This is a genomic window from Synoicihabitans lomoniglobus, from assembly GCF_029023725.1.
Classification (GTDB): Bacteria; Verrucomicrobiota; Verrucomicrobiia; order Opitutales; family Opitutaceae; genus Actomonas; species Actomonas lomonigloba.
Genome location: NZ_CP119075.1, coordinates 5035271 through 5059638, shown reverse-complemented (window position 1 = coordinate 5059638; position 24368 = coordinate 5035271). Strand labels below are relative to the sequence as shown.

The 24368-nt window shown below is 61.8% G+C and carries 17 protein-coding genes; 12 read left to right on the top strand and 5 right to left on the bottom strand.

The features are described 5' to 3' along the window. Window positions 1–137: 137 nt before the first annotated feature. The 6 genes from PXH66_RS19430 (at window position 138) to PXH66_RS19405 (ending at window position 9161) form a co-directional block, all read left to right on the top strand. Window positions 138–1490 (top strand): hypothetical protein, encoded by a 1353-nt coding sequence (locus PXH66_RS19430; RefSeq protein WP_330930847.1) that lies wholly within the window; start codon window positions 138–140, stop codon window positions 1488–1490. A gap of 125 nt (window positions 1491–1615) precedes the next feature. Then, complete coding sequence (locus PXH66_RS19425) at window positions 1616–1867, top strand: FeoA family protein (protein ID WP_330930848.1); 252 nt, start codon at window positions 1616–1618, stop codon at window positions 1865–1867. 28 nt (window positions 1868–1895) lie between these two features. After that, window positions 1896–2141, top strand: a complete 246-nt coding sequence (locus tag PXH66_RS19420; protein ID WP_330930849.1) for a FeoA family protein — start codon at window positions 1896–1898, stop codon at window positions 2139–2141. A 92-nt stretch (window positions 2142–2233) separates the two neighbouring features. Then, a complete protein-coding gene (gene feoB, locus PXH66_RS19415; RefSeq protein WP_345781744.1) occupies window positions 2234–4249 on the top strand; it encodes a ferrous iron transport protein B in 2016 nt (671 codons plus the stop codon). 9 nt (window positions 4250–4258) lie between these two features. Further along, the gene (locus tag PXH66_RS19410; RefSeq protein WP_330932121.1) at window positions 4259–4423 is read left to right on the top strand and encodes a hypothetical protein; all 165 of its coding nucleotides are present in this window, start codon (window positions 4259–4261) and stop codon (window positions 4421–4423) included. Between the two features lie 115 nt (window positions 4424–4538). Further along, entirely contained in the window at window positions 4539–9161 is a 4623-nt protein-coding gene (locus PXH66_RS19405) for a PEP-CTERM sorting domain-containing protein (protein ID WP_330930851.1), read from the top strand. Here PXH66_RS19405 and PXH66_RS19400 read toward each other — a convergent pair. From PXH66_RS19400 to PXH66_RS19390, 3 genes are all read right to left on the bottom strand, one after another. Beyond that, on the bottom strand, window positions 9158–9655 hold the full coding sequence (locus tag PXH66_RS19400) for an FKBP-type peptidyl-prolyl cis-trans isomerase (RefSeq protein WP_330930852.1): 498 nt from the start codon (window positions 9653–9655) through the stop codon (window positions 9158–9160). The two genes, PXH66_RS19405 and PXH66_RS19400, sit on opposite strands and share 4 nt — an antisense overlap. Beyond that, a complete protein-coding gene (locus PXH66_RS19395) occupies window positions 9652–10056 on the bottom strand; it encodes a VOC family protein (RefSeq protein WP_330930853.1) in 405 nt (134 codons plus the stop codon). The genes PXH66_RS19400 and PXH66_RS19395 overlap by 4 nt, the downstream gene beginning before the upstream one ends. Window positions 10057–10117: 61 nt before the next feature. Continuing rightward, window positions 10118–11152: a TonB family protein gene (locus tag PXH66_RS19390; RefSeq protein WP_330930854.1), complete on the bottom strand. Its 1035-nt coding sequence runs from the start codon at window positions 11150–11152 to the stop codon at window positions 10118–10120. A gap of 111 nt (window positions 11153–11263) precedes the next feature. On the opposite strand from PXH66_RS19390, the gene PXH66_RS19385 reads away from it, so the two are divergent. Then, window positions 11264–13120, top strand: coding sequence for a SulP family inorganic anion transporter (locus tag PXH66_RS19385; RefSeq protein WP_330930855.1), 1857 nt, complete (start codon window positions 11264–11266; stop codon window positions 13118–13120). Window positions 13121–13159: 39 nt separating this feature from the next. On the opposite strand, the gene PXH66_RS19380 is transcribed toward PXH66_RS19385, so the two are convergent. After that, entirely contained in the window at window positions 13160–16576 is a 3417-nt protein-coding gene (locus PXH66_RS19380; protein WP_330930856.1) for a PPi-type phosphoenolpyruvate carboxykinase family protein, read from the bottom strand. 174 nt (window positions 16577–16750) lie between these two features. Between PXH66_RS19380 and PXH66_RS19375 the strand changes: the two genes are divergently transcribed. From PXH66_RS19375 to PXH66_RS19355, 5 genes are all read left to right on the top strand, one after another. Next, window positions 16751–18550, top strand: a complete 1800-nt coding sequence (locus PXH66_RS19375; RefSeq protein ID WP_330930857.1) for a WD40/YVTN/BNR-like repeat-containing protein — start codon at window positions 16751–16753, stop codon at window positions 18548–18550. Between the two features lie 6 nt (window positions 18551–18556). Beyond that, window positions 18557–19432, top strand: a complete 876-nt coding sequence (locus tag PXH66_RS19370; protein WP_330930858.1) for a histone deacetylase family protein — start codon at window positions 18557–18559, stop codon at window positions 19430–19432. After that, window positions 19429–20622: a ribonuclease D gene (locus PXH66_RS19365; protein WP_330930859.1), complete on the top strand. Its 1194-nt coding sequence runs from the start codon at window positions 19429–19431 to the stop codon at window positions 20620–20622. The genes PXH66_RS19370 and PXH66_RS19365 overlap by 4 nt, the downstream gene beginning before the upstream one ends. Window positions 20623–20698: 76 nt before the next feature. Then, window positions 20699–22453 (top strand): fatty acid CoA ligase family protein, encoded by a 1755-nt coding sequence (locus tag PXH66_RS19360; protein ID WP_330930860.1) that lies wholly within the window; start codon window positions 20699–20701, stop codon window positions 22451–22453. After that, window positions 22450–23502 (top strand): NAD-dependent epimerase/dehydratase family protein, encoded by a 1053-nt coding sequence (locus PXH66_RS19355; protein ID WP_330930861.1) that lies wholly within the window; start codon window positions 22450–22452, stop codon window positions 23500–23502. The genes PXH66_RS19360 and PXH66_RS19355 overlap by 4 nt, the downstream gene beginning before the upstream one ends. A 29-nt stretch (window positions 23503–23531) precedes the next feature. Here the strand turns inward: PXH66_RS19355 and PXH66_RS19350 are convergent, their stop codons facing one another. Next, a complete protein-coding gene (locus tag PXH66_RS19350) occupies window positions 23532–24338 on the bottom strand; it encodes a TrmH family RNA methyltransferase (protein ID WP_330930862.1) in 807 nt (268 codons plus the stop codon). Window positions 24339–24368: the final 30 nt, after the last annotated feature.

Genomic DNA, 24368 nt, shown 5'->3' with positions numbered 1-24368 from the left:
TTTTCTGCTTTAGGGAGAAATAACCACTTCCTACTTAGCTTTTAAGATATTAGTTTGCATTAAACTCTTTTGATCATCTTCCTTGCGCTTCTTCGGCAGACACGAATAACCATTACTACTTTTAATCCTAATACCCGATGAACAAGCTTAGCCTCCTAATTAAAGGCCTTCTGATCAGCACGTTGATCAGTTCCGTCGTCTTGGCCCAAACCGCGACCGTTACACTTTCACCTGCCCAACGGGCAGCGATTCGAGCAGGTGGCGCAAATGCTAAAACTATTGTAGCTCAAGCGCTCGCCGCCGCTGGTGTGAATGTAAACGACCCAGCCGCGGTTCAAGCCGCGGTTCAATCAATCGTATCCGACGTAGCAATCGAAGCCGGAGGTGACACCACCATTGTTGCTGCCATTGCGGCAACGGTCACCGAATCAGTCACTGAAACAGTCGCCGCCGCAGGCGGTGACACGGATGCAGCTGCGTCCGCCGCCTCTTCTGGTGCCACCCAAGGTGCTGTCGCGGCTGCCGCTGCTACCGGAGGAGATACTTCCGCCGCCGCCGCCGCAGCATCCTCCGGCGCTACCCAAGGTGCCGTCACCGCCGCTGCCGCTTCGGGCGGTGACACTGCCGCCGCTGCTTCTGCTGCTTCTTCTGGTGCCACCCAAGGCGCCGTAGCCGCCGCCGCCGCTTCCGGTTCTGATACCGCTGCCGCCGCCTCCGCCGCATCTTCCGGTGCTACTCAAGGTGCCGTGACCGCCGCTGCCGCTTCCGGTGGTGATACCGCCGCCGCGGCTTCCGCTGCTTCATCGGGTGCTACAAATGGTGCTGTTCGTGCTGCCGCCGCAACCGGTGGCGACACCGCTGCCGCAGCATCCGCCGCTTCTTCCGGTGCCACCCAGGGTGCTGTTCGAGGAGCTGCCGCTACGGGCGGTGATACCACCGCTGCCGCTGCCGCCGCTTCTTCTGGAGCCACTCGGGGTGCCGTGACCGGAGCCGCCGCCACCGGCAGCGACTCGTCATCCGTTGCTGCTGCCGCTTCCTCCGGTGCTTCCCGAGGTGCCGTCACCGCAACCGCAGAAACCGGAGGTGATACTGCCGCCGCCGCCGCCGCCGCCTCCAGCGGGGCAAGTCAAGGGGCCGCCGAAGGTGCCGCCGAATCCGGATTGGACCCCGAAGCCGTTACGGCAGCTGCGAACCAAGGAGCCAGCGAAGGTGCAGCTCAAGCAGAAGCTGAGACCCAAACGGCAGAACCCGAACCTGAAGAATCTGAGGAAACCGCTGAAGAAGAGGCTGCTGAAGAAGAAGCTCCTGCCGAAGAAGAAGCTCCCGAAGAGGAAGCGCCTGCTGAAGAAGCGCCTGCTGAAGAAACTCCGGCTGAGGAAACTCCAGTCGAGGAAGCTCCTGAAGCTCCCGAAGAGGCGCCGGAAGTCCCCGCAGAAGTTCCCGACATTCCCGACCTTGATGAGGTAGGCAATGTGAGCACGTCCAGCTAACGCGGACACTTCTCCCCGCAAAAATTTCAAGCGCACCCAGATCGGGTGCGCTTTTTTTGTCTGCGTTCAACTCGGACCCAGTTGACATTGAAACTGAGTCTCAGTCGACTGTCTGATTCTAAGCCATGACAATACCCGCCAACATCATACCGCTATGCCAACTCCCGGCCGGAGAGAGCGGATTTGTCGCCGAACTGATCGGAGAGGGAACGTTTCGCCAACATGTGCGCGAACTTGGTTTTGGGGAATCAGCGCTTGTCACCAAAATTTCAGGACAAACCACCATTATTTGCCGCGTCAACGGCACGCGCATTGCCCTCAGTCATCGCGCGGCCAGCCAGATTCTCGTCAAACAGACGGACAAATACCTGGGCTGAGCCCATCTCTGAACCGATTGCATGTCTCATGGTTGAACCCATTGCATTATCTCAGCTCACAGTGGGTAGCTCCGCTACTCTTCATAGTTTCCCCAAGACTGGAGCTGCGTTTTTACGCTTGCGTGAAATGGGACTGCTGCCGGGAACAGCGCTTAAACTGGTCCGGACCGCGCCCCTGGGAGATCCGCTGGAAATCAAATTCCGGGGCTACAATCTCACGCTCCGAAAAACAGAAGCTGATCATGTGATGGTCACAACAGGGCCGACTCCATGAGCCTGCCTTCGCATGTAAAAACGCCTCCTCGTGCCCCGGTTTACGCATTTGTCGGAAACCCTAATTGTGGCAAGTCGACGCTGTTTAATGCCATGACCGGCCTTAAACAAAAAGTGGGCAACTATCCCGGTGTGACGGTGGAGCGTAAGATCGGCACTGCCTATTCCCAACACGGGCAACCGATGACCGTGATTGACCTGCCGGGGGCGTATTCCCTCGCTGCGCGGTCGCCGGACGAAGCGGTAACCCGCGATGTTCTTCTCGGCCGTCGGGCTGACACCCAGATGCCGGACCGGGTGGTTTGCATCGTCGATGCCTCCAATCTCGAACGAAACCTGTATCTCGTTCATCAAATACTCGACCTTGGCCGCCCCGTAATTCTCGTCATCAACATGATGGATGTGGCGGCGGCTTCGGGTCTCAAAATCCGTATCGGTCGGCTCGAAAAACAACTCGGTATTCCCGTCATCGCCACCCAAGCCTCCCGCGGTCAGGGAGTGATCGAGCTCAAACTCGCGATGAGTCGCCCGGATTTACCGTTGCCCAAGCATCGCTGGGACATTCCGGCGGCCATCTCCTCAGCCGTGGCTGAGCTCCAAGCCTCCCTCCAAGATAGTGACGGAAAACCACCTCTGATCGCCCGGGCCGAAGCGCTGCTTCTGCTCACCGACCAAGATCCTGTTCGCGTCTCAGGATCCCAACCGCTCAGTCAACGCACCGCTCAGATTCTCGCAACGTGGAAGAAGCGATGGGAGGATGAAGGCACGGATTGGTCCGCCATGCTGGTGGGAGCGCGTTATGAAATCATCGGTGAATTGGCCGCCGACGCCACGGAACAGAGCGCTACGACCGTCACCCAGAATGCCTCCGATCGCATCGATGCGGTCGTCACCCATGGCATCGGGGGCTGGTTGGTGCTGGGCGCGATCATGACGACCCTCTTTTTAAGCATTTTTACGCTGGCGGAGTATCCGATGGACCTCATCGACTCATTGGTCGCCGCCCTCAGTGACTCCGTTAAGAACCATATGCCGCCCGGGGATCTCCGCGATCTCATCACCGATGGGGCCATTGCCGGCGTGGGTGGAGTGGTAATTTTCCTGCCCCAGATTCTGATTCTATTCTTCTTTGTGGGTCTGCTCGAGAGCACGGGTTACATGGCCCGCGCCGCCTTCATCATGGATCGGCTGATGAGCCGGGTGGGACTAAACGGTCGATCATTTATCCCCTTGTTAAGCTCCTATGCCTGCGCGATTCCAGGCATCATGGCGACACGCACGATTGAAAACCCCAAAGATCGTTTGGTCACCATCCTCGTCGCTCCGTTCATGAGCTGTTCCGCGCGTCTGCCGGTATACTTGCTGATGATCGCCGCACTCGTTCCGTCTGGAGACGTGCCGATCATGACGAAAGTCGGACTCATGTTGCTGATGTATGCGCTCGGCACGTTTGGCGCATTTGGTTTCGCCTGGGTTTTTAAACGGACCCTGCTTCGAGGTGAACCCTCGCTGATGATCATGGAACTGCCGCCCTACCGGCTACCGCGAATCAAGGACGTTTTCATGCAAATGCTCGAACGCGGAGGCCTGTTCCTCAAACGAGCCGGCACCATCATCCTGGGCATATCCATCATTCTGTGGTTCCTGACTGCTTATCCCAAAGCCGGACCGGAAGCCTCTCCGGGAGAACAAATCGCCCAAAGCTTCGCCGGCCAAGCGGGCCATTTCATCGAGCCGGTCATCAAACCTTTGGGATTTAATTGGGAAATTGGCATTGGCCTGATCAGCTCGTTCGCTGCGCGCGAGGTTTTCGTAAGTGCGACCAGCGTGGTCTTCAACGTGGAGGAGGACGAAGAAAACACCGCTCCTCTGTTGGCCGCTCTCCACGAGGCCACATGGCCCGACGGTCGCCAACTGTTCACTCCGTTGGTTTGCCTCACTCTCATGGTGTTTTACGTTTTTGCCATGCAATGCGTGAGCACCGTCGCCGTAGTGAAACGCGAAACCAACTCATGGCGTTGGCCCTTGTTTCAAATCGGCTATCAAACCGGGTTCGCCTGGCTGCTTTGCCTGGCCATTTATCAAACCGGAACCGCCTTGGGTTATTGATTCCTAACCATGAATTCCGATCTCCAAACCGTTTTGGCCCTTATCGTTGTAGCAGTTGCGACCGGCTACTTGGCGCTGACATGGTGGCGCCAACGAAGCAAGCCCAGCGCGGGTTGCGGCACCTCCGGCGGTTGCTCCTGCCCGGCACCTCGCGCCCACCTCGGGAAGCGTTAGAACCGGCACGTTCCGTGCACCATACGCTACGCCACGACGTCAGTTGGCGTTGACCTTGCACCCGTCTCAATGCTAAGCGTTTGCATCTTCCGCCGCTGGTTCGTGGCGATCTGTCATGCCCATCCGTATACTCATACTATTCATTGTGACCTGCACGTCTTCGCTGCGCGCAATCACGTTGGATGTTGAGTGGCTCATAGGTTCGGGCTCGTGGAACACGGGAATTAACTGGGCGGGCTCCATTCTCCCCACGGGCACCGACTCCGCGGTCATCGATCCGCTGGGATCCTTCAGCCTCGTCGTCACCGTCGATGCCACGACTGTGGTCAACGACCTGCAAATCGGCAGCAACGATACGGTGTCGATCACCAACGCAAACAGCCTCACCTTCGATGCGAGTTCTGATAGCTCCGTATTGAATCTGCTCACAAATGCTTCACTGAGCCTTTCATCAGCCGGCTCACTGACGAATCTCATCGTCAGCGGTGGAACCCTCCAGGTAACGGGCGCTGGAGCGATCAACCTCAGTAACAGCAGCGCCAACCGCATCCAGGGCGTAAGCGGCTCGGATGTTCTCAACAATCAGGCGCTGATTCAGGGGGCGGGTCACCTCGGCAATGACAGCCTGACCCTCGTAAACTCCGGCACCGTTTCCGCTCTCTATGCCACCAACCTGGTGGTCAATCCCGACGATACCGGCGGCTTCACCAACACCGGCACCCTCCAAGCCGCCGCCAATGCAAACCTCCAGCTCACCGACGGCACGTTTACCAATACCGTTGGTCAGATTCTGGCCCAAAATGGCGCGACGGTCCTGCTCAACTCCGGCGTCACCATCGTTGGCGGCACCCTCGGCACCAGCGGCAGCGGCATTATCCAAACCACGGGCACGAATTCCCTCAGCGGGAGCATCAACCTTTCATCCGGGTCAACGCTGCGCGTGCTCAACGCCTCCAGCCTCAATCTCGCCGACACCTTCACCAACAGCGGCACCTTGGAGCTCAGCTCGAGTGGTTCATTAACCAACCTCATCATCGCCAGCGGCGGGGCAACCCTCGCGGGAGGAACGGTCGCGCTCAGCAACAGCAGCGCCAATCGCATTCTCAGCGCTGTGGCGGGTGCCCACCTCACCAACGCCTGCACGATTCAAGGCGCGGGTCAATTGTCCGTCGACACCCTGCAAGTCACCAATACCGGGACCATCACCGCGCTCTACAGCACCGCCCTGAGCATCGACCCCGACGACGGCACCGGCTTCACGAACAGCGGCACGATTAACACCGCCGCTGGCGGAGTGCTCACCCTCCTCGATGGCACCTTCACCAATACGAACAACATCGGCACCACCGACGGCACGCTCAATCTCGGCGGTGGCGCCACCATCTCGGGCGGTAACCTCTTCTCCTCCGGCACCGGCCAAATCATCAACGTCGGCAGCAACATCCTTGCCGGACTCACCATCCCCGGCGGTTCAGTTCTGAAAATCCCGAACGCGACCAACCTGACCCTCGACGGCAACATCACCAACCATGGAGCGATCGAGGTCACCAGCTCCGGCGCTTTCACCAATTTGATCGTGAGCTCCGGCGGCACCACGCTCAGCGGCACGGGCACTATCACCTTTTCCGGAAATCCCGCCCGTATCATGGGCTCCGGCACACCGACGCTGACCAATCAGACCAACACCCTGCGAGGCTACGGATCAATCGGGGCCGACGATATTACGATCATCAACCAGGCGACCATCGAAGCCAATTCCAGTGGCAACACGCTCACCATTGATCCTCACGATACCGGCGGACTGACCAACACCGGCACCTTGCAATCCGTCAACGGTGGCACCCTCGCGCTTTCCGACGGCACCTTCACCAACACCAGCGCCCTCATTCGCGCCCAGTCAGGTTCGCACCTCGGGGTCACCTCCGCCACCATCGAGGGCGGCAACGTCGATCTCGGCCCTTCCGCCCAACTGGAACTCACCAGCGCCACCCTATCGAATACCCAGGTCACCACCGCCACGAATTCCCTGATCAGCGTGAATACCGGCAGCTCCACGCTCGGCGGCACCGTCAACCTCTCCGCCACGACCGAACTGGAAATCCTAAACACCGGGACACTCATACTGCCTTCCACCGGCACGTATGTGAACACCGGCTCGATCACGCTCAATTCAGGCGGCTCGCTCACCAACCTCATCGTCGACGGCGGAAACGTCAGCCTCTCCGGCGGCGGCTCACTGGTTCTCGAAAATCACCCCGGCAACCGCATCTATGGCACCAACGGTGGGCGCCTCATCAACAATAACAACACCATCAGCGGCGGCGGCCAACTCGGCCTCAACCTCATGGGTTTCACCAACCACGGCACCGTCGTCGCCAACGATGCCACCGCCCTCGTCGTCGATGTCTCGACCGACGGCTTGACCAATACCGGAACCCTGCGGGCCGACGCCGGATCGACCCTCAGTCTCTCCGGTTCCATCGTCGCCAACGCCGGCGGCACCCTGTCCACCAACGGCACCGGCGCCATCTTTTCCATCTCCGACAGCGCGGTGACAGGCGGCACGTTGGATTCGTCCATCGGCGGCAGTCTGCGCTCCAGCGGCGCCAACACGTTCGATGGCATCACGCTTACGGCCGCATCGACCCTCACGATTCTCAACGCCTCCACCGCGACTTTCGCCTCCACCCTCAACAACGTCGGCACCGTGAGCCTCGAGTCCAGCGGCTCCCTCACCAATTTCGTCATCGACTCCGCCGGACTCTCCCTCTCCGGCGGCGGCACGATCGCACTCGGAGCCCGTTCCGCCAATCGTATCTATGGCAGTTCTGCCGGCACCACCCTGACCAACCTGGACAATACCGTCAGCGGCTCGGGTCAGCTCGGAGTAAACGTGCTCCAAATCGACAACCGCGCCACCATCGAAGCCACCGACAGCACCGTCGCCCTCACGATTGACCCCAGCGGAACCGGCGTCGCCAATCAGGGCACCCTGCAAGCCCGCAACGGCGCCACCCTGGTCCTCAGCGATGGCGACTTCAGCAACAACACCGGCACCATCAAAGCCCTTGATACCGCTCGGGTGGAATTCAGCGGCGTCAATATTGCCGGCGGCCAACTCCAGAGCGCCGCCACCGCCGGTCTCTTCAACACGTCGAACAGCAACTACACCAACGTCTCATTCGACAGCGAAACGACGTTCAACATCCAAAACGCCACGACCGCGACGTTCGACGGCACCCTGCACAATCCGGGCACGGTCAACCTGCTTTCCAGCGGCAGTCTCACCAATCTCGTCGCCGGGCCGGGCGGCCTGACCTTGACCGGCGGTGGCACGATCACGCTGAGCGCCACCGGCGACCGTATCTTCGGTTCAACCGCGAGCACCACCCTCACGGTTCAGGATCAAACCCTCGCGGGCTACGGCCAACTCGGCGTCAATCAGCTCCATCTGGTTAATCAGGACACCATCACCGCCAATGTATCCGGCCAAACGCTACAGCTACAGCTCAGCAACGGCCTGACCAATACCGGCACCATCAGGGCGCAATCCGGCGGCACGCTGCTCCTATTGGGCACAAACGTCACCAACACCGGCGGCAACCTCACCGCCGACTCCGGGTCGGACATCAGCCTCGCCGGATCGACCATCCATGACGGCACCCTGACCGGACCGGTCAATTTTTCGGGAGCGGCCAGCACGCTCGACGGCGTCACCATTTCGACCGGCTCCCTGCTCACGGTGCCCAACACCATTTCGGTTTATCTCAAAAACAGCATCAACCACCAGGGAACCTTCGCGATCACCTCCAGCGGCTCTTTCACCAACCTCGTCATCGACGCCGCCGGTGCCACGCTGACCGGATCCGGCGGCACGACTCAACTCACCGGCACCGCCGCGCGGATCTACGGCGCCGACAGCGCCACCACCCTGACCGTGGACTCCGATCAAACCATCCGCGGCGGAGGTCAACTCGGCGCCAACCAACTCCATCTGGTCAACCACGGCACCATCACCGCCGACAGCACCACCGCGCTCACCGTCGACCTGAGCAACCCGCTCAACAATAGCGGCACCCTCGAAGCCTCCGGAAGCGGCGGACTCATTTTCAACGACGCGCTGAACAACAACCACAACCTCATCGTTCGCGATGACAGTTCTCTGACCCTCGGGGGCCACACCTTCACCCAAAACACGGGCGAAATCGAGATCGAGGGCGGCTCCTTCACCGCTGGCACCATCAACATCAACGGGGGCTCCTTCAACGGCCACGGATCGGTCTTCGGTCCCACCACCTTCGCCGCCGCCACGTTCTCACCTCACGAAGGCACGCTGAACTTCGACTCCATTCTCACCCTCAACAGCGACACCACCATTCGCATCGAGATCGGCGGCACCAACGCCACCACCGACTACGGTAATGTGTTGGCAGATACGCTGGCGCTCAGCGGCGATTTGCAGGTGCGCTTCACCAACAGCTTTCAGGACACGATTCTGGCGACCGACACCTTCACGCTGTTCACCGCCACCACCGGCCTCACCGGCACTTTCGACAACCTGCCGATCGGCACCCGGCTCACGTCCTTCGACGGACTCGGCTCCTACGCGGTCACCTACCATCCATTGTCGGTCACGCTCTCCGATTTCCAACCCATTCCCGAGCCCTCCACCTGGGCGCTCATGATGACGGGCGGTTTCATGCTGATCCTGCGAAACCGCCGCCATCGTCGGCCCTAATTGGGTAAAAGTTCGACCTCGAAGATCAACCCCGCGTTCGCCGGAATCGGACCATAGGCCGAACCGCCGTAACCCAGCTTGGGGGGAATGAACAACACCGCGCGCCCCCCGGTTTTCATCTGCTGCAGTCCCGATGACATCCCTGGCACCATCTGGCCGATCCGAGCCTCGGTCGGCTTTTCCGTGCGCTGCACTTCGACGCCGTCCTTCAACCGCACGACGTAGTTGAATTTCACATACGCACCCGGATAGGGTCGCGACCCTGTGCCTTCTTCGATTCGCAGCATGCCCATGCCCGTGTCGGACCACTCGATACCCTCCGCCAGCGCCGCCTCGCCAAACAAAGCCAGGCGCTCCGCCCGCGTATTCTCGATCGCCGCCAGGCGGGCGACTTCCGCCTCGGCCTGCGCCCGCTGGTTTTGCTGGTCGGTGAACCACCACAATCCGCCCACCACGGCGGCAATGATCACGATCGTTGCAATGATGCTCTTCATCGACCGACCGGGGGACGCACTTCCTCCATGAGGCCCACGAGATTGCCATCGGGATCACGCACAAATCCCATCCATAAATCATGATCCGGCATCGGTGCCGTCAAGGCCGGTGCCCGCTCATCCGCCGCCCCGCGGGCCACAATCGCGGCGTGCGTCGTCACGATGTCCGTCACCTTGAAGTAGAGCGTGGAGTTCTTGCCCGGTTCTCCATGCCCCTGCGGCGTCGACAACATGATCCGCACGTCGCCCGTCTGAAGAAACGCCAGATTAGGCCCGGCATCGAAGAGGAACTTCAACCCAATCACATCGCGATAAAACGTCTTCGCGGCCGTCACATCACTGACCGTGATGGCGACCTGACCCAACGCAGGGTGGGGGGGAGGCGGGGGATTTTCAGCCATGCTTGCGAGACTGGGCGGACTCGCCGCCGGAGTCAGGTTTAATCCCTTTGCACGACCCGATTCAATTGCCCGTAAATTTGATCGGGATCACCGCCCGCACATCGGTCGGCTCGCCGTCGATCAGTGGCACGGCAAACTGCCAGTCCGCCACCGCCTGCGCGGCGGCATAACCATAGGCGAGTTCAGTTGCCGCCACGACCCGCGGCAACATGGCGGAACCATTGCGGTTGATCACAAACTCGATCGTCGCTTCACCCCCACCGGGGCTGCCCGCCAATGCCGGGGGAATTCGGGGCGAGCGCTGATAGATCGCCATGGGCACCTCGTCCAAATCCTTCAGTTCCGGCATCGCTGTTTCGGATGACTTCAGGATCTTGACCAGCCGCTTCATTTCAGCCGTTACCGGCGCGTCACTCTTCGATCCGAATTTGAAATCGAAATCCATGTGCAGGATGGCTCCGCAAGGCACGCCCTGCTGAGTCGCCGGGGTAAATCGAAATATTTCCACCGCCGCCGCTGCGGCTGCTTTGATCGTATCATCCGCTTTGCCGCTGGTCAGCGTGCCCGCCACCAATCCATCCGGTCCGACCACGAACTTGACCGTCACCTTTCCCTTCCGGCGTTCCATCATCGCCTCACGGGGGAATACCGGTGGGGCAAAATGTTCCAGCACCGGTGCCTCATCCCAACGGTAGGCCTCCGGCACTTCGGAGGAGAAGGTCCGCGGTCGTATGACCCGCCACCCAAAATTCTCCTCCTCACCGATGATTCGAAAGTGAATGGGCGCACGCATCCGCGCGTTGACCGCTTTGTCGTCGACCATGGCAGGTTTGAATTTCCATTCCATCACCGCATCGATCGCACTTTGACGAAACGCCGGGTGACTCGCTTCCGCGATGAACGGAGCTCGCACCCGCCCTTGCGTATCGACCACGAAAGCTACGGTCACGTCGCCGCTCAAACCGGCCCGCCGCATGGCGAAAGGGTAGCGGGGTTTGGAAGTCGACAGGGCTTCAGGTCCGACATCTTGGCCGTGCATCCCCGCACCACCGGCTAAAAATATCGCGAGCAAACCGAGGATCAGCCGACGTTTCATGGGCACGCACCCTAATCCACCGCTCCGGCACAACAACCCACAATTCAACGCGTTGACCCATCGCTCCGGTTGACGTCGCCGTATCGTTAATCTCACGGTGAAGACTGCTCCGTGAGCGAACCGACCGATCAACCCGTTTCCGTCCCGCCTTCCGCGCCCGCCCGCCATCGTCGTTGGGGTCGTATCCTGCGCTATTGGGCGCGCGGCATCTGGCACGGCATCGACCTCGACTGGTTCCCCGGCCGTCGTTTGTTTCGCCGACCGCCCAAATCCACGTTCGCCGCCGATGCCCGCGCCGGCATCAACGTCGCGTTGCTCGCCTTCCCCCAGAGCATCGCCTTCTCCTTGATCGCCGGCGTGCCCGCCCTGATGGGTCTCATCAGCAGTGCCGTGGGAGCAACCGTTGGACCCTTCTTCAGCGGCACGCGTTTCGTGGTGCTGGGTCCGACCAATGCGACCGCGATTCTGCTGCTGACGGGACTCGCGGCCAGCGGTCTGCCTGCCGAACAACGCATGCTCGCCCTGCCGCTGTTCGTGCTGATGGTGGGGTTTTTCCTCGTCGTGGGCGCCCTCGCGCGGGCCTCGATGCTGATCAACTACATTTCCCGGTCGGTCATCACTGGCTATATCACCGCCGCCGCCGCGCTGATTTTCGTCAACCAGTTTCAAAACATCCTCGGTTTTCGCACCACCGGTGGATCGACCTTTCTCGGCATTCTGCAGGAGACCATCCGGCTCCTCCCGCAAACCCACTGGCCCGAGCTCGTCATGGCGGCTGCCACCCTGGCCTTGAGTCAGGCACTGAGCCGCTGGGCCCCGAAAATCCCCAGCATTGTCGCGACCTTGGTGCTGACCGGCCTGGTGGGGCTCGGCTTCAAATACATCGACTGGCACATCGCCTACCTGGAGACGTTTCGCCTCACCAACTTCCGGTTTTTCCCGGGCATCTTCGATTTCCAACTCGTGGGCAATCTCGCGGCCCCGGCCCTGGCGCTGGCGTTTGTTTCAATCCTCGAGGGCAGTTCCATTGGCAAGACAGTCGCGTCCCGCGCCGGCCACCGGTTTGTGGTCAATCAGGAGATGTATGCGATGGGCATGGCCAACCTCGCCACCGCCGCCTGCGGCGGCATGAACGCCTCGGGGTCGCTCACCCGCTCGGTGCTCAACGACATGTCTGGCGCCCGCTCGCCGCTGGCCAATGTCATCTCCGGCTTGGTCGTCCTGGTGCTGCTGTTCTGTGTCGGCCCGCTCATCAAATTCATTCCCAAGGCCGCGCTCGCCGTGCTGGTCATGGGCATCGCCTGCTCGCTCATCAATCGCCGCAACCTCCTGCTGGCGCTGCGCACCACGCGATCGGACACCATCGTATTCGTCGTCACGTTTGTCAGTTCCCTCCTGTTTACGATCGATGCCGCCATCTACCTCGGCGCGTTCACCTCGATCATGCTGTTCCTCAAGAAGGCCGGAAATCCGGAGCTGGTGGAATACAACTTCAACCCCGAGGGCCAACTCGCCGAACTGCCCACCCCCAACCGGCGCAACGTTCCCGGCATCTCCATCCTTCACGCCGAAGGCGACCTGTTTTTCGGTTCGACCGAGATCTTCACCCAGCAGATCCGCGAGGTCATCCGCGACCCGAGCATCAAAGTCGTCATCCTCCGCCTCAAAAACGCCCGCAACCTCGATGCCACCGCCGCCATCGCGATCGAAGAGTTTCACGACTTCCTCAAAAAATCCAAACGCCAGCTCCTCATTTCCGGCGCCGGCCGGGAGATTACGCGGGTCCTGCGCAACTCCGGCTTCATCGATCGCTTGGGTGAGGAGAACTTCTTCCGCGAAGTGCCCGCCAACCCCACGCTGTCAACTCGCGACGCGCTCAAACGCGCCACCCAAGTGCTGGGTCGGCGCGATGCCGAAATCCGCATCTTCGTGGACCAGGCGCGGAAGAAAAAAGAGTCCGACGACTAGGCCCGAACAACCGGGCCCGTCGTCGAACCGGGCCGCAGTTTAAACCGGCTGCCGACCGAGCGTGCCGACCAGGGATTTGAGATAAGCGTCGCTCTTCACGCGCTCACATTCCGCCTGCGCCGCCTTCAATCGGGTTTTCAAATCCATGCGATCGACGACGTCCTCGTAGGCCGGGTTGTCGATGGCGAGTTCGAGGGTGTCGACATGACGTTCCCACAGGCCGGTGTCCCACACTTGCTTGGAGGCCAGGCGTTCCTGATACCAGTCGCTGGCCAACAGCACTTCGCGCGAGAACATGCCTCGCACTTCGGCAGAATCGAGACCGTGGCCGTTCCAATCACCCTTGGCCATGATGTGGAGCAGAGCCTGCAAGGGCGGACACGCCTCATCGATTGTGCCATCATCGAAGTAGGCCTGCGCAATCCGCTGATGCGTGATGCTGATGTTTTCCATGCCTTCGGCAAACATGGCCTCATCCTGCAACTCCGGCTTGAGCATCTCCTCCGTGAATACGACGTGGGGATGGTTGAACACCCGACCAAAGAACGTCCGGGCAAACTTGGCCGTGATGCGATAACCGAGTCGGCTGGACAGCACCGTTTTGCCGTCGACTTCCATATCAACGCACTTTTCCAGATAGCCGTTTTCGATCAGGTATTGCGGCTCACGCTCATGGGGTTGCATGCGGCACCAGACCTCGGGAATGAGTAGGCTCACGTCGTGATCCGTGCGCACCTTGGGGCCGACGTAACCGGCGGCCGAGACGAAGGCCGGATGATCGGTGAGCAGCAGCGAAACCAGCGCGGCGTTCAGGTCGTAGACCATGGGCAGACAATTGAACGGACCCTTCGTCATCGCACCTTCCGAACCAGCGCCGGTCGTCGAGGGCGACTTGCCGGTCATCGAGCTGATGCACTCCATGAACAACTCGGGCAGTTCGAAGTAATGAATCGGGTTGAACACCGCGAGCGCGCGGATGCCGGCTTCCACATCGGGCGGGTTATTGCGCCGACCCGGCACCACCGCATCGACCGGGGTGTAAACCGGCGCGTCCGCCGCCAGACGGCGATGCAGGCGCGTCGCCATGTGGGCGAGATGCACCGACCGCGGATCATCCAGATCTGGCCGCATCTGCAGGTAGCGCGGATTTTTCGTCGGCTTGCCATCCACGATACGCGGATGCGCGGGCGAGACGAAGTAGGTGATACCATCGGGCGCGGCGGCCGCCTGTTTGATCAGGTTCTTCACCGGATCGGTCCACTTGTCGAAATCGATGGCGTTTTCCACGAACGACTTCGCATCAGCGCGATCCAACGGCTCGAAATTCGAGATGAAATTGCCGGGTTTGGAGAGATCGATTTCGGTCTGCTTATCGTAGCCACGATGAATCGCATCGTCGGGGCGTTGGAAGAGACGCGTCTCGCAATTTTCGACGAACTTTTGCGATTTACGCACGGAGCCGGCCGCCAGTCCCGGGAGCACATCCGAAGGCACCACGACCGAGGCCGTGATATCGTCCTCCATCTGCACTTTCGCGGCCGGATGGAAATCCTCGCGCAAGCCGAACACCCGCCACGAACCATCGTCGCGGAAACCCATGCGCAGGTAACTGGCGTTGAGCTTGCGGTTGTCGCATTTGAGTTCGTTGCCCGGCGTGCCATTGATGATGTCAACCGAGAAGTGGCTGCGCCAATCCTCGCCCCATTCGCTGCGGAAGTGCCGCTTCACCACAAAGACGATTTCCTTGATGTATTGGGGAATGACCCCCAGCCAATCGTTGAACTCCGCCGTGTATTCCGACGACGGGGTGAGTAACTTGATGACGGAACCGAGGGACCGCTCCGGACTGAGCACCGGACGACTGTCCTTGCCCCGTTTTTCGCGATCGACGAACCGCTCCTCGTAAGGGTGATCGAGCAACTCCTGCACCCGGTTCATGTCGCGGTCGAAGTCGGCGACAAAGACCGGCCCCGGCAGAATGGCGTCGGAGATGGCCTTGGAAATTTCGGATTTGCCGCCGCCGGACACGGTGCACGGCTTGTGGCACAACGTGGGTTCCGGCACGGTGCCGACCAGGTTCCAGGTCTTGTGCCCGGGCGGACGCTCGAGCTGCACCTTGTAACCCGACGGCCGCACGTAGGTGATGCCCGCGCGCAGCAGCAGATTGCCGTCCTTGCCGTCCTCGCCCCAGGTCACCGTCTGCTTGGGCAGGTCGAAACGCACGTCCTCCGGAACGTAGTAAATATCCGGATACACCTTGTCGATGGCGTAACCTTCCGGCTTCACGTCGATCAAGTCGCCGTAGGCTTCCACCACCTCGCCAAAGGAATGGCCGCGCGACTTCACGTGCACGCTGCCGGCAAACTCCTCGCCCAGATCGTAGGACGGGTAGACGAGCGCGCCGCCGGCGTGCTCCTCCTCGGCCAAACCGAAGAGATTGGCCGAATAGCCGATCTGCGTCTTCACCTCTTTTTTGCAGTAGCCGTAGTAGTTGTCCGCGATGAGCGTCACCACCACGCCGCGTTCGTCGCGGGCGCAAACCTTGAAAGCCGAACCGTCGTTGTAGAGCTCGTCCTCCGATTTCCAGCACATGCCATCACGACGTTGACGCGGGGTGGCCAGATCCCAGTGGGGCAGGCCGAGCATGATCTTGGGCACGTTGACCAAATGCGGAGCGAGAATGACGCAGCCGGTGTGGCCGGTCCAGCCGTCGATATCGAGACCCGCATCGTTTTCGGGAAGGTAAGGGTCACCGCCGTTGCCGAAGATTGACTCGACGAAATCGAGATTGGAAACCAGCGAACCCGGCGCAAAGAAACGGATTTCGAGCGACTTGGCTTTGGTGAAGCCCGGCACTTCCGGGACCACCTTCGGGCGCAACATCAGCGAGACCAACGCATGCGCCGGCTCTTTCCAGTCGGAAGAGTAGGGCAGGCGCGTCAGTTCCTCCGGCGGTTCCAGCGCGATCTCCAGGAGTTTCGCATAGGCCTGCTTCGGCACCGCTTTCTTGTCGTCCGGCACGGCCAGCCCTCCCTCGGCAATGTGAAACACGCCCTTGGTGGTGCGACGATCGCTGGCCGGGTTGTGCAACACGCCGTTGCGCAGACGATAGCTTTTCAACAACGGCGAATCGGCCTCGTCCCCGTGATCGGGCAGTGAAAGCTCGCGCGCGAGACCCGGTTGATCGAGCACCAGCGTGCGCAGCGGCAAAGTCGGAGCGGGCCCGATTTCAGCCAGGTATTGCCCGAGGAAATGCTGAATGCGGCCATCCACCGGAGAGTAGCGCTCGACCATCTGCCGGGTCATCTCCCGGTGGCGGGCAAAAATCGGATCCGCGAGCTCGGTCAACCCGCGCTGGGTGTCGCCGGCACTGGATGGACAACCCAATAAACCCAGTCGAAGGGCAATGGCTTGGCGTAACTCTTCGGATGAGGGGGGGCGTTTGGCAGCGGTCATAGGCAGGGGCATCGTGGAGCAATCCCCGAGCCGCGACAATCCGTGGTTTGTTAAAATCCACGCATCGATTGCCCAACCAGTCGGTCAGGGGTGGCAGAAAGGTTGAGTTCAAACTCGTTTGTCGTCTATCTGCTTCGCTTTCGCTGGCTCCGAATCCTTCGTCCCCAAACCGCCATGCCCCTTTTTCGCACCTTCGCCACTTATACGGCGACGTTGTCCTTGGCCGCCTCACTCGGTTTCGCGGCAATCGAATTTGAAACCGTGCACACATCCCCTGGCGGTGCCAGCCTCCGGGCCGTCACTGCAACAGAAGGCAGATTGGTCGCGGTCGGCACGAGCGGACGAATATTAACTTCAACCGACGCCGTCTCGTGGACAGAAACCGCCTCGCCCACCGCCACAACCCTGCACGGCGTGACGTATGGCCTCGGAACATTCATCGCCGTTGGTGAGGCCGGGACCATATTGGCGTCGGTCGATGGTTCGGTTTGGGACCTCCGCACTTCCCCGGTCTCGACTCGCGCGTTGCGGGCAATCGCCTTTGCCAACGGACGTTTTATCGCGGTAGGGGACGAGGGCGCCATGCTCTCCTCGACCGACGGCCAAACCTGGGCCCTCGTGGAGCTGAACGAGTCGCGCACGTTTCGCCACGTCGCGGCATCCGATGGCTTCTGGCCGTTCATCGCATTGGGCGACGACGGGCTGCTGCTGCACTCACTCGACGGGCACAACTGGAGCCGACCCTCGGTCTATGACACGGAGACCCGAGACTACGTCACCTTGGTGGAATTCGGCGACCCGCTTGGCTACTATTACCTCACCCGCCAGGGCAACGGCACGCTGGAACAAGGAGTCGAATATCGGCGCAGAGACGGCACGGCGTTCACCACCAACAGATCGGGCGCGCTCAACTATCTGTTCGTCGGTGAAATCAACGGTGCTGTCTCCACCTTAGGCGGCGGACTCGCCTTTGGCGTCGACGGGAGCCTGTTTCACCAGAGTGCCAATGGCGGCCTGCGCAGCTGGCGCATCACCGACTCGAGCACATCGGCCGATCTCTACGGCGCGGTCGAACACGAGGGACGCGCAATTATCGTGGGGGACGACGCTACCATCGTCCGCTCTCGTCCGCTGCGTTCGGGTCGCTTGATTAACCTCTCCACCCGTGGCGTCGTCGAGGGCGATACTCACTCGCTCGTTGCTGGGTTCGTGATTTCCGGCGAACACAACCAAACCTGCCTCATTCGCGCCATCGGTCCGGGTTTGGCCCAATTTGACGTGTCTGACGTGCTGACAAAACCACGTTTGGAACTCTATAACCGTGATGGCCAATCGGTCGCCGCCAACGAGGGTTGGGATTCGGATCCGGTGACCACCACCGCCATCGTCTCGGCCGCGGACAGCGTCGGAGCGTTTGCCCTCGAAGCCGGTAGCGCCGATGCGGCGATCTTGATCGAATTGCCACCGGGAATCTATACCGCCCGGGTGAGCAGCGCCAACCCCGTCTCCACCGGATTGGCCCTCGTGGAGGTGTATCACCGTGCCTCCAACGACGACAACGCCTCGGCTTTGGTCAATCTCTCCACCCGCGGCATCGTTCGGGCCGGGGAAAACAACCAGATGATCGCAGGCTTCTCCATTGGCGGCGACTCCACCCGAAGAGTCCTGATTCGCGCAGTCGGACCTACTTTGGCTGCATTTGGCCTCAGCGGAACGCTCCAGGAGCCCGAAGCCTCCGTGACCGCCGATGGCTTTCTTTTCAACAGCCCGGGAGGAGAATGGACCCGCCCGAACGGGTCCTCCGATGAAATACGAGCGGCAGCTGTTCGGGCCGGGGCGTTTCCCTTGCGCGAAGACAGCCAGGATGTCGCTTGGGTGACGGAGCTGCGTCCGGGTGAGTGGACGGTCTTGGTCCGCAGCGAATTCAGCGGCGAAGGTGTCGCCTTGGTGGAGATTTACGACATCACCGAATAAAACACCGTGCTGCTTTTCCACGACCCCCGATGCATTGAATACGGTGACTCCCGCCGTCCCGAACAACCCGCCCGCCTGCGGCAAACCGTGCCGTATCTCGAACAGCACCACCCGGAATGGACCTGGACGGTTCCGTCCGCCGCGACGCGCGCAGATGTGCTGCGGGTTCACCCCCCGGCGCACTTGTCGCGCCTGGAAACCCCGGAAGACTTCGACGCCGACACGCCGTTTTTCCCCGGCATTGCCGCCCACGCTTATCGGGCCAGCGGGGCCGCCATCGCCGCAGCCGATGCCGCCATCGCTGGTCGCGGACCGGCCATCGCGCTGAACCGGCCGCCCGGCCACCACGCCACCGCCGACCAGGCCATGGGGTTTTGCTACCTCAACCACATCGCCATCGCCGCGCTCCACACCCGCGACCACCGGGATCTGGCCCGCGTGGCGGTCTGGGATTTTGACGCCCATCACGGCAATGGCACCGAAGCGATCTTCGCCAACGAGCCGGGCCTACTGTTCGCCTCCGTCCATCAATCCCCCTGCTATCCCGGCACCGGGCTCACCTCGTTGGCCAATTGCCATAATTGGCCCGTTCCGCCTGGCGCTCCCGTCGCGGCGCACATGCAAGCATTACGCGCTTCCCTTGATCGCGTGATTGCCTTCCGCCCGGACCTTGTGCTCGTCTCGGCAGGCTTCGACGCCTACGCAGGCGATCCGATCACTGATATGACCTTGGAGACCACGCATTTTGCCACTTTGGGCACCTGGCTGCGCGAGCTGGAAATTCCCGCCGCCGCCGTGCTTGAGGGCGGCTACAGTTCCGACCTGCCACAACTCGTCGACGCCTTTTTGACCGCCTGGGACGGGAAGGGCACCGCCGCATGATTAAACGCTTTCTTCCGCGTCCCGCCCGTCGTTTGCTCGGGGTTAAAGTGAAGCCCGAGCCGCCCGCCTACGAACTCCTCGACCAACCCGGTTCCCTGCAACCGCTCCTCGACGCCCTCGACACCGTCGATGAGGTCGCGGTCGATACCGAAGCGGACAACATGAACTGCTACCGCACGAAGATCTGCCTGCTGCAGTTTCTCGTGAATGGGCGGGTTTTTCTCGTGGACGCGCTCGCGCCGATGAATTTTGACGCGCTCTACGCCAAACTCGCGACCAAGCACCTGCTCATGCACGGCAGCGACTTCGACCTGCGGCTCTTCCACGATCTCAACGGTTTCGAAGCCAAAAGCATGTTCGACACCATGCTCGCCGCCCAGCTCCTCAACCGCCAGCGTGTCGGTCTGGCCGCCCTCATGGAGGACTATTTTGGCTTCATCATGTCCAAGGAGTCGCAAAAGGCCAACTGGTCGCGCCGTCCCCTCACCAAGAAGCTCCTCGATTACGCGTCGCTCGACGTCTGGCACCTCCCCGAACTACGCGACCTGCTCAACAAGGAGTTGGTCAAACTCAAGCGCACCGACTGGCTCGACCAACAATGCCGCCGCCAGATCGAGTCCGCCCAAACCGGCTTCCCCGGCGGCGACGAAAACGCTTGGCGCATCGGCAAATCCGAAAAGCTTCGCGGCCGCGGCCTCGCCGTGCTCCACGCCGTCTGGCACTGGCGCGAAAAAACCGCCGAACGCCTGGATACGCCCCCGTTCAAGGTCTGCAACAACAGCCTGCTCATCAAAATGGGCCAGGCCGCCGAAGCCGGCGACACTCCCGCCGCCGTGCTGGGCACGATCAATCTCGGCCGTCGGCACAGTCGACTCATCGCCTCCCTCACCAAAGCCGTCCATCAGGGCTTCGAAACCGACCCCGAGACGCTGCCGCGCCGTAAACGCAACCGCGACAATCGCTCGCTCGTGCCGAAGGAGTTGGCCTTCCAGGACCGTCTCAAAGCCGGCCGCGACGTGCTTGCCACCAAGCTCAACCTCGACGCCACCCTCATCGCCAATCGCGCCCAGCTCGCGGCCATCGCCCGCAGTCCCGACGAACTCGATTCGCTGCTGCTGCCGTGGCAAGCCGGGCTCATTCGCGAAATTCCCGCCTTCGCCCAAGGCATCGACGGCAACGGCGCGGCCTGAGCTGCCCGCGACCGATTCGTTTGGTAAAGGTTGCGAGCTCGGGTTTTTGCTCCGACCGTCGTCGCGCTGTCACCCCATGTCTGCCGCAGCCGCATCCGCCAACATTGCCCGTCACCTGCCCCGGATGGCGGCCGCTCAGCCCGCCACCCCGGCGCTTAAGATTCCGCGTGGACGCACCGCGGACGGCTCGATCGACTACCTGACCCTCAGCTTCGCCGAACTCGAAGCCGAAGCCGCCGCTTGGCAATCCGTGCTCACCCAGCACGGCGTCCAACGCGGCGACCGCGTCCTCGTCATGGTGCGCCAAGGCCTGCCGCTCATCGCCAGCGTGTTCGCCCTCTTCGCCCAAGGTGCGGTGCCGGTGGTGATCGACCCCGGCATGGGCCGTAAAACCTTCCTGCGTTGCGTCGAGCGCACGCAGCCCCGCGTCCTGCTCGGCATCCCCTTGGCGCGCGTGCTCAGCCACGTTTTCCGCGGTTCGTTCAAATCCGTGCAGGTCCGTATCGCCGCGAGCGGTTCCAGCACCGCCCGCTGTCCGGCCAAATCCGCGCCCACCAAACTCAACGTGGTGACCAGCGCGACCGACGAGCTCGCCGCCATCCTCTTTACGTCTGGCTCCACCGGCGCCCCCAAGGGCGTTTGCTACGAGCACGGCATGTTCAACGGCCAAGTGGAGCTCATCCGCCAGACCTACGACATCCAACCCGGCGAAATCGACCTGCCAATGCTGCCGATCTTTGCCCTGTTCAATCCCGCGCTCGGCATGACCACCGTCGTGCCGGAGATCGATCCGAGTAAACCTGCCGCCGTCGATCCCGCCAAAATCCTGCAGGCGATCACCCAGGAAAAAATCACCAACTCATTCGGCTCCCCGACACTCTGGCTCAAGATCGCCCGCCACTGCCACCGCGAGCGCCGCACCCTCGACTCGATGAAGCGCGTGCTCTCCGCCGGCGCCCCGGTCTCGCCCGAGCTTTGGGGGCTCATGGGCCCGCTCCTGCCCCACGGCGAACTGCACAGCCCGTATGGTGCCACCGAAGCCTTGCCGGTTTCCTCGATCGCGGCGTCCTCCGTGCTCGCCGAGACCGCCGCCCAAACGCTCACCGGTGCGGGCACCTGCGTCGGTTCCATCATCGCCGGTAACACCGTCAAAATCATCGCGCTCACCGACGGGCCGATCGCCACCTTGGCCGACGCCACCGAGCTGCCCCCCGGTGAAATCGGCGAAATCATCATCACCGGCCCCACCGCCACCCAAGCCTACGACGCCCTCCCCGAAGCCACCGCGCGGGCCAAAATCGCCACGGGAAACCCCCACCAACCAAACCCCAAACCCTCTCCCAAGCCGTTGGGGTTTGAGCGTTCAAATATTGGAACTTCCGGCGCGTCAGCGCCGGCCTGGCACCGCATGGGCGACTGTGGCTACCTCGATGCAAAGGGTCGCCTGTGGTTTTGCGGACGCGCCGCCGAGCGCGTCGAAACCGCCGCCGGTCCTCTGTTCACCGAGCAGGTCGAACCCCTTTTCAACCAACACCCCCGCATCCGCCGGTCCGCGCTCATCGGCCACGGTCGACGTCCGCAACAACGCGCCGCCATTGTCATCGAACCGCGCGACCCCGATTTGTTGCGCTCCACCAAACGTTGCCGCGAGCTCGGCCGCGAGTTGCGCGAACTCACCCGCGACCATCCTTACGCCGGACGGGTCACACTGTTTTACTTTCACCCGGGATTTCCCGTCGACGTGCGCCACAACGCCAAGATTCACCGCCTCACGCTAACCGATTGGGCGGAAACCGAAGCCACCGGATTCGAAGTGGACCCCAAGAAATGACCGCCGCGCCCACGGATCCCATCCTCATCACCGGCGGCACCGGCTTCCTCGGCTCACACCTCGTCGAGGTCCTGCTCTCGACCGGCCGAAAACTCACTATCGTTTCTCGCCAGCCGCGTCCCGAACTCGCCGCCCGTGGCATCCGCGTCGTGGTCGGCGCGCTCCACGATCCGGCCGTCTGCGCCGACGCCGTGCGCGACGCCGGCACCGTCTTCCATGTCGCCGCCCGCGTCGGTGTCTGGGGCCGTTACGAAGACTTTTACCGCGACAACGTCATCGCCACAAAAACGCTGCTCACCGCCGCCCAAAACGCGGGGGTGAAACGGTTCGTCCACACGAGCACCCCGAGCGTTGTCTACAACGGTCAGGGCCTCGCCGGTGCCGATGAGTCCCTTCCGCTCACCACCTCATGCCCCAGCGCCTATCCGCTCACCAAAGCCATCGCCGAACGCGCCGTGTTGGCCGTCAACCGGCCGGAGTTTCTCACCACCGCTCTGCGTCCCCATCTCATCTGGGGCCTCGGTGATCCGCACCTCGTGCCGCGCATCCTCGCCCGCGCCCGCGCCGGTCGACTGCGCATCGTCGGCGACGGCCAAAACCGCGTCGACATGGTGCACATCACCAACGCCACCGCCGCCCACCTCGCCGTCGAACGCGCCCTCGCCCAGTGTAACCATAATGGTTACACTGGCACGCAGAATGCTGGAATTGAGGGAGTTGCGAGTCCGTCCGGGAGGGCTTATTTTATCACCAATGACGAGCCGGTGCACTTGTGGGAGTGGATCAATGAGCTGCTGGTTGCCGTCGGCGAACCTCCCTTGACCAAGCGCATTTCACTCGCCGCCGCTACTCGCGTAGGGGCGGTGTGCGAAGGGCTCTGGCGCGTGTTGCCGCTCAAGGGCGAACCGCCCATGACGCGTTTTGTCGCGGCCGAATTGGCCAAGGATCACTGGTTCGATATCTCGGCCGCCAAGCGCGATCTGGGCTACCGGCCAACCGTGAGCATGGCCGAGGGCACGGCCGAGCTCATCGCCTATCTAAAAAGGTAGGGCGGTCTCGCCGAGAGCGCCGCCGCGCCCTATGCCCTCTGCCGCACCGCTTCAAAGAGCGTAATGATCGTGGCCATGGCGACATTGAGCGAATCCGCCTGACCCGCCATGGGAATACGCACCTTGTCGTCGGCTTCGCGCAGCCAATCATCGCTGAGCCCGTATTGCTCGCTGCCCATCACGATCGCCATCGGTCCGGTGAGATTCATGTCGGTGTGCAGGATCGTGGCCGCGGGCGTCGTCGCCACGGAACGAATACCACGATCACGCAGCCATGCCCGCACTGCGCCACTTTCGGCAATGACCACGGGCACGGAAAACACCACGCCGGTGGAGGCACGCACGACGTTCGGATTGAAGAGGTCGGTCACCGGATCGCACACGATCAGTCCATCGACGCCGGCGGCGTCCGCGCTGCGCAGGATCGTGCCCAGATTGCCCGGCTTTTCGATGGCCTCGACCACCAGCAAAAACGGCATGGGGGAGAGCGCCAGATCGTCAAGCGTGTGCCGCCATTGCGGCAGCACGGCGAGCAAGCCGTCCGGTCGCTCGCGGTAGGCGACTTTGGCAAAAGCGGACTTGTTGAGCTGATAGATTCGCGCCCCGGCCGCCGCCGCCGCCGCGATCAATTCGGGCTCGTTGCCTTGATCGCCCGGGAACCATTCCGGGGAAAAATACAGTTCCACCGGGGCGAACCCCTTGTCCAGCGCGCGTCGAATCTGCCGGTAACCCTCGACCAGAAATTGTCCGGCCGCATCACGCGGACGCCGGTCGCGCAGCTTGACGAGCTGTTTCACACGCGGGTTCTGCAAACTGGTGATGACCTCGGGTTCCATGAAAAGAAAAGCCCACTAAACACACCAAAA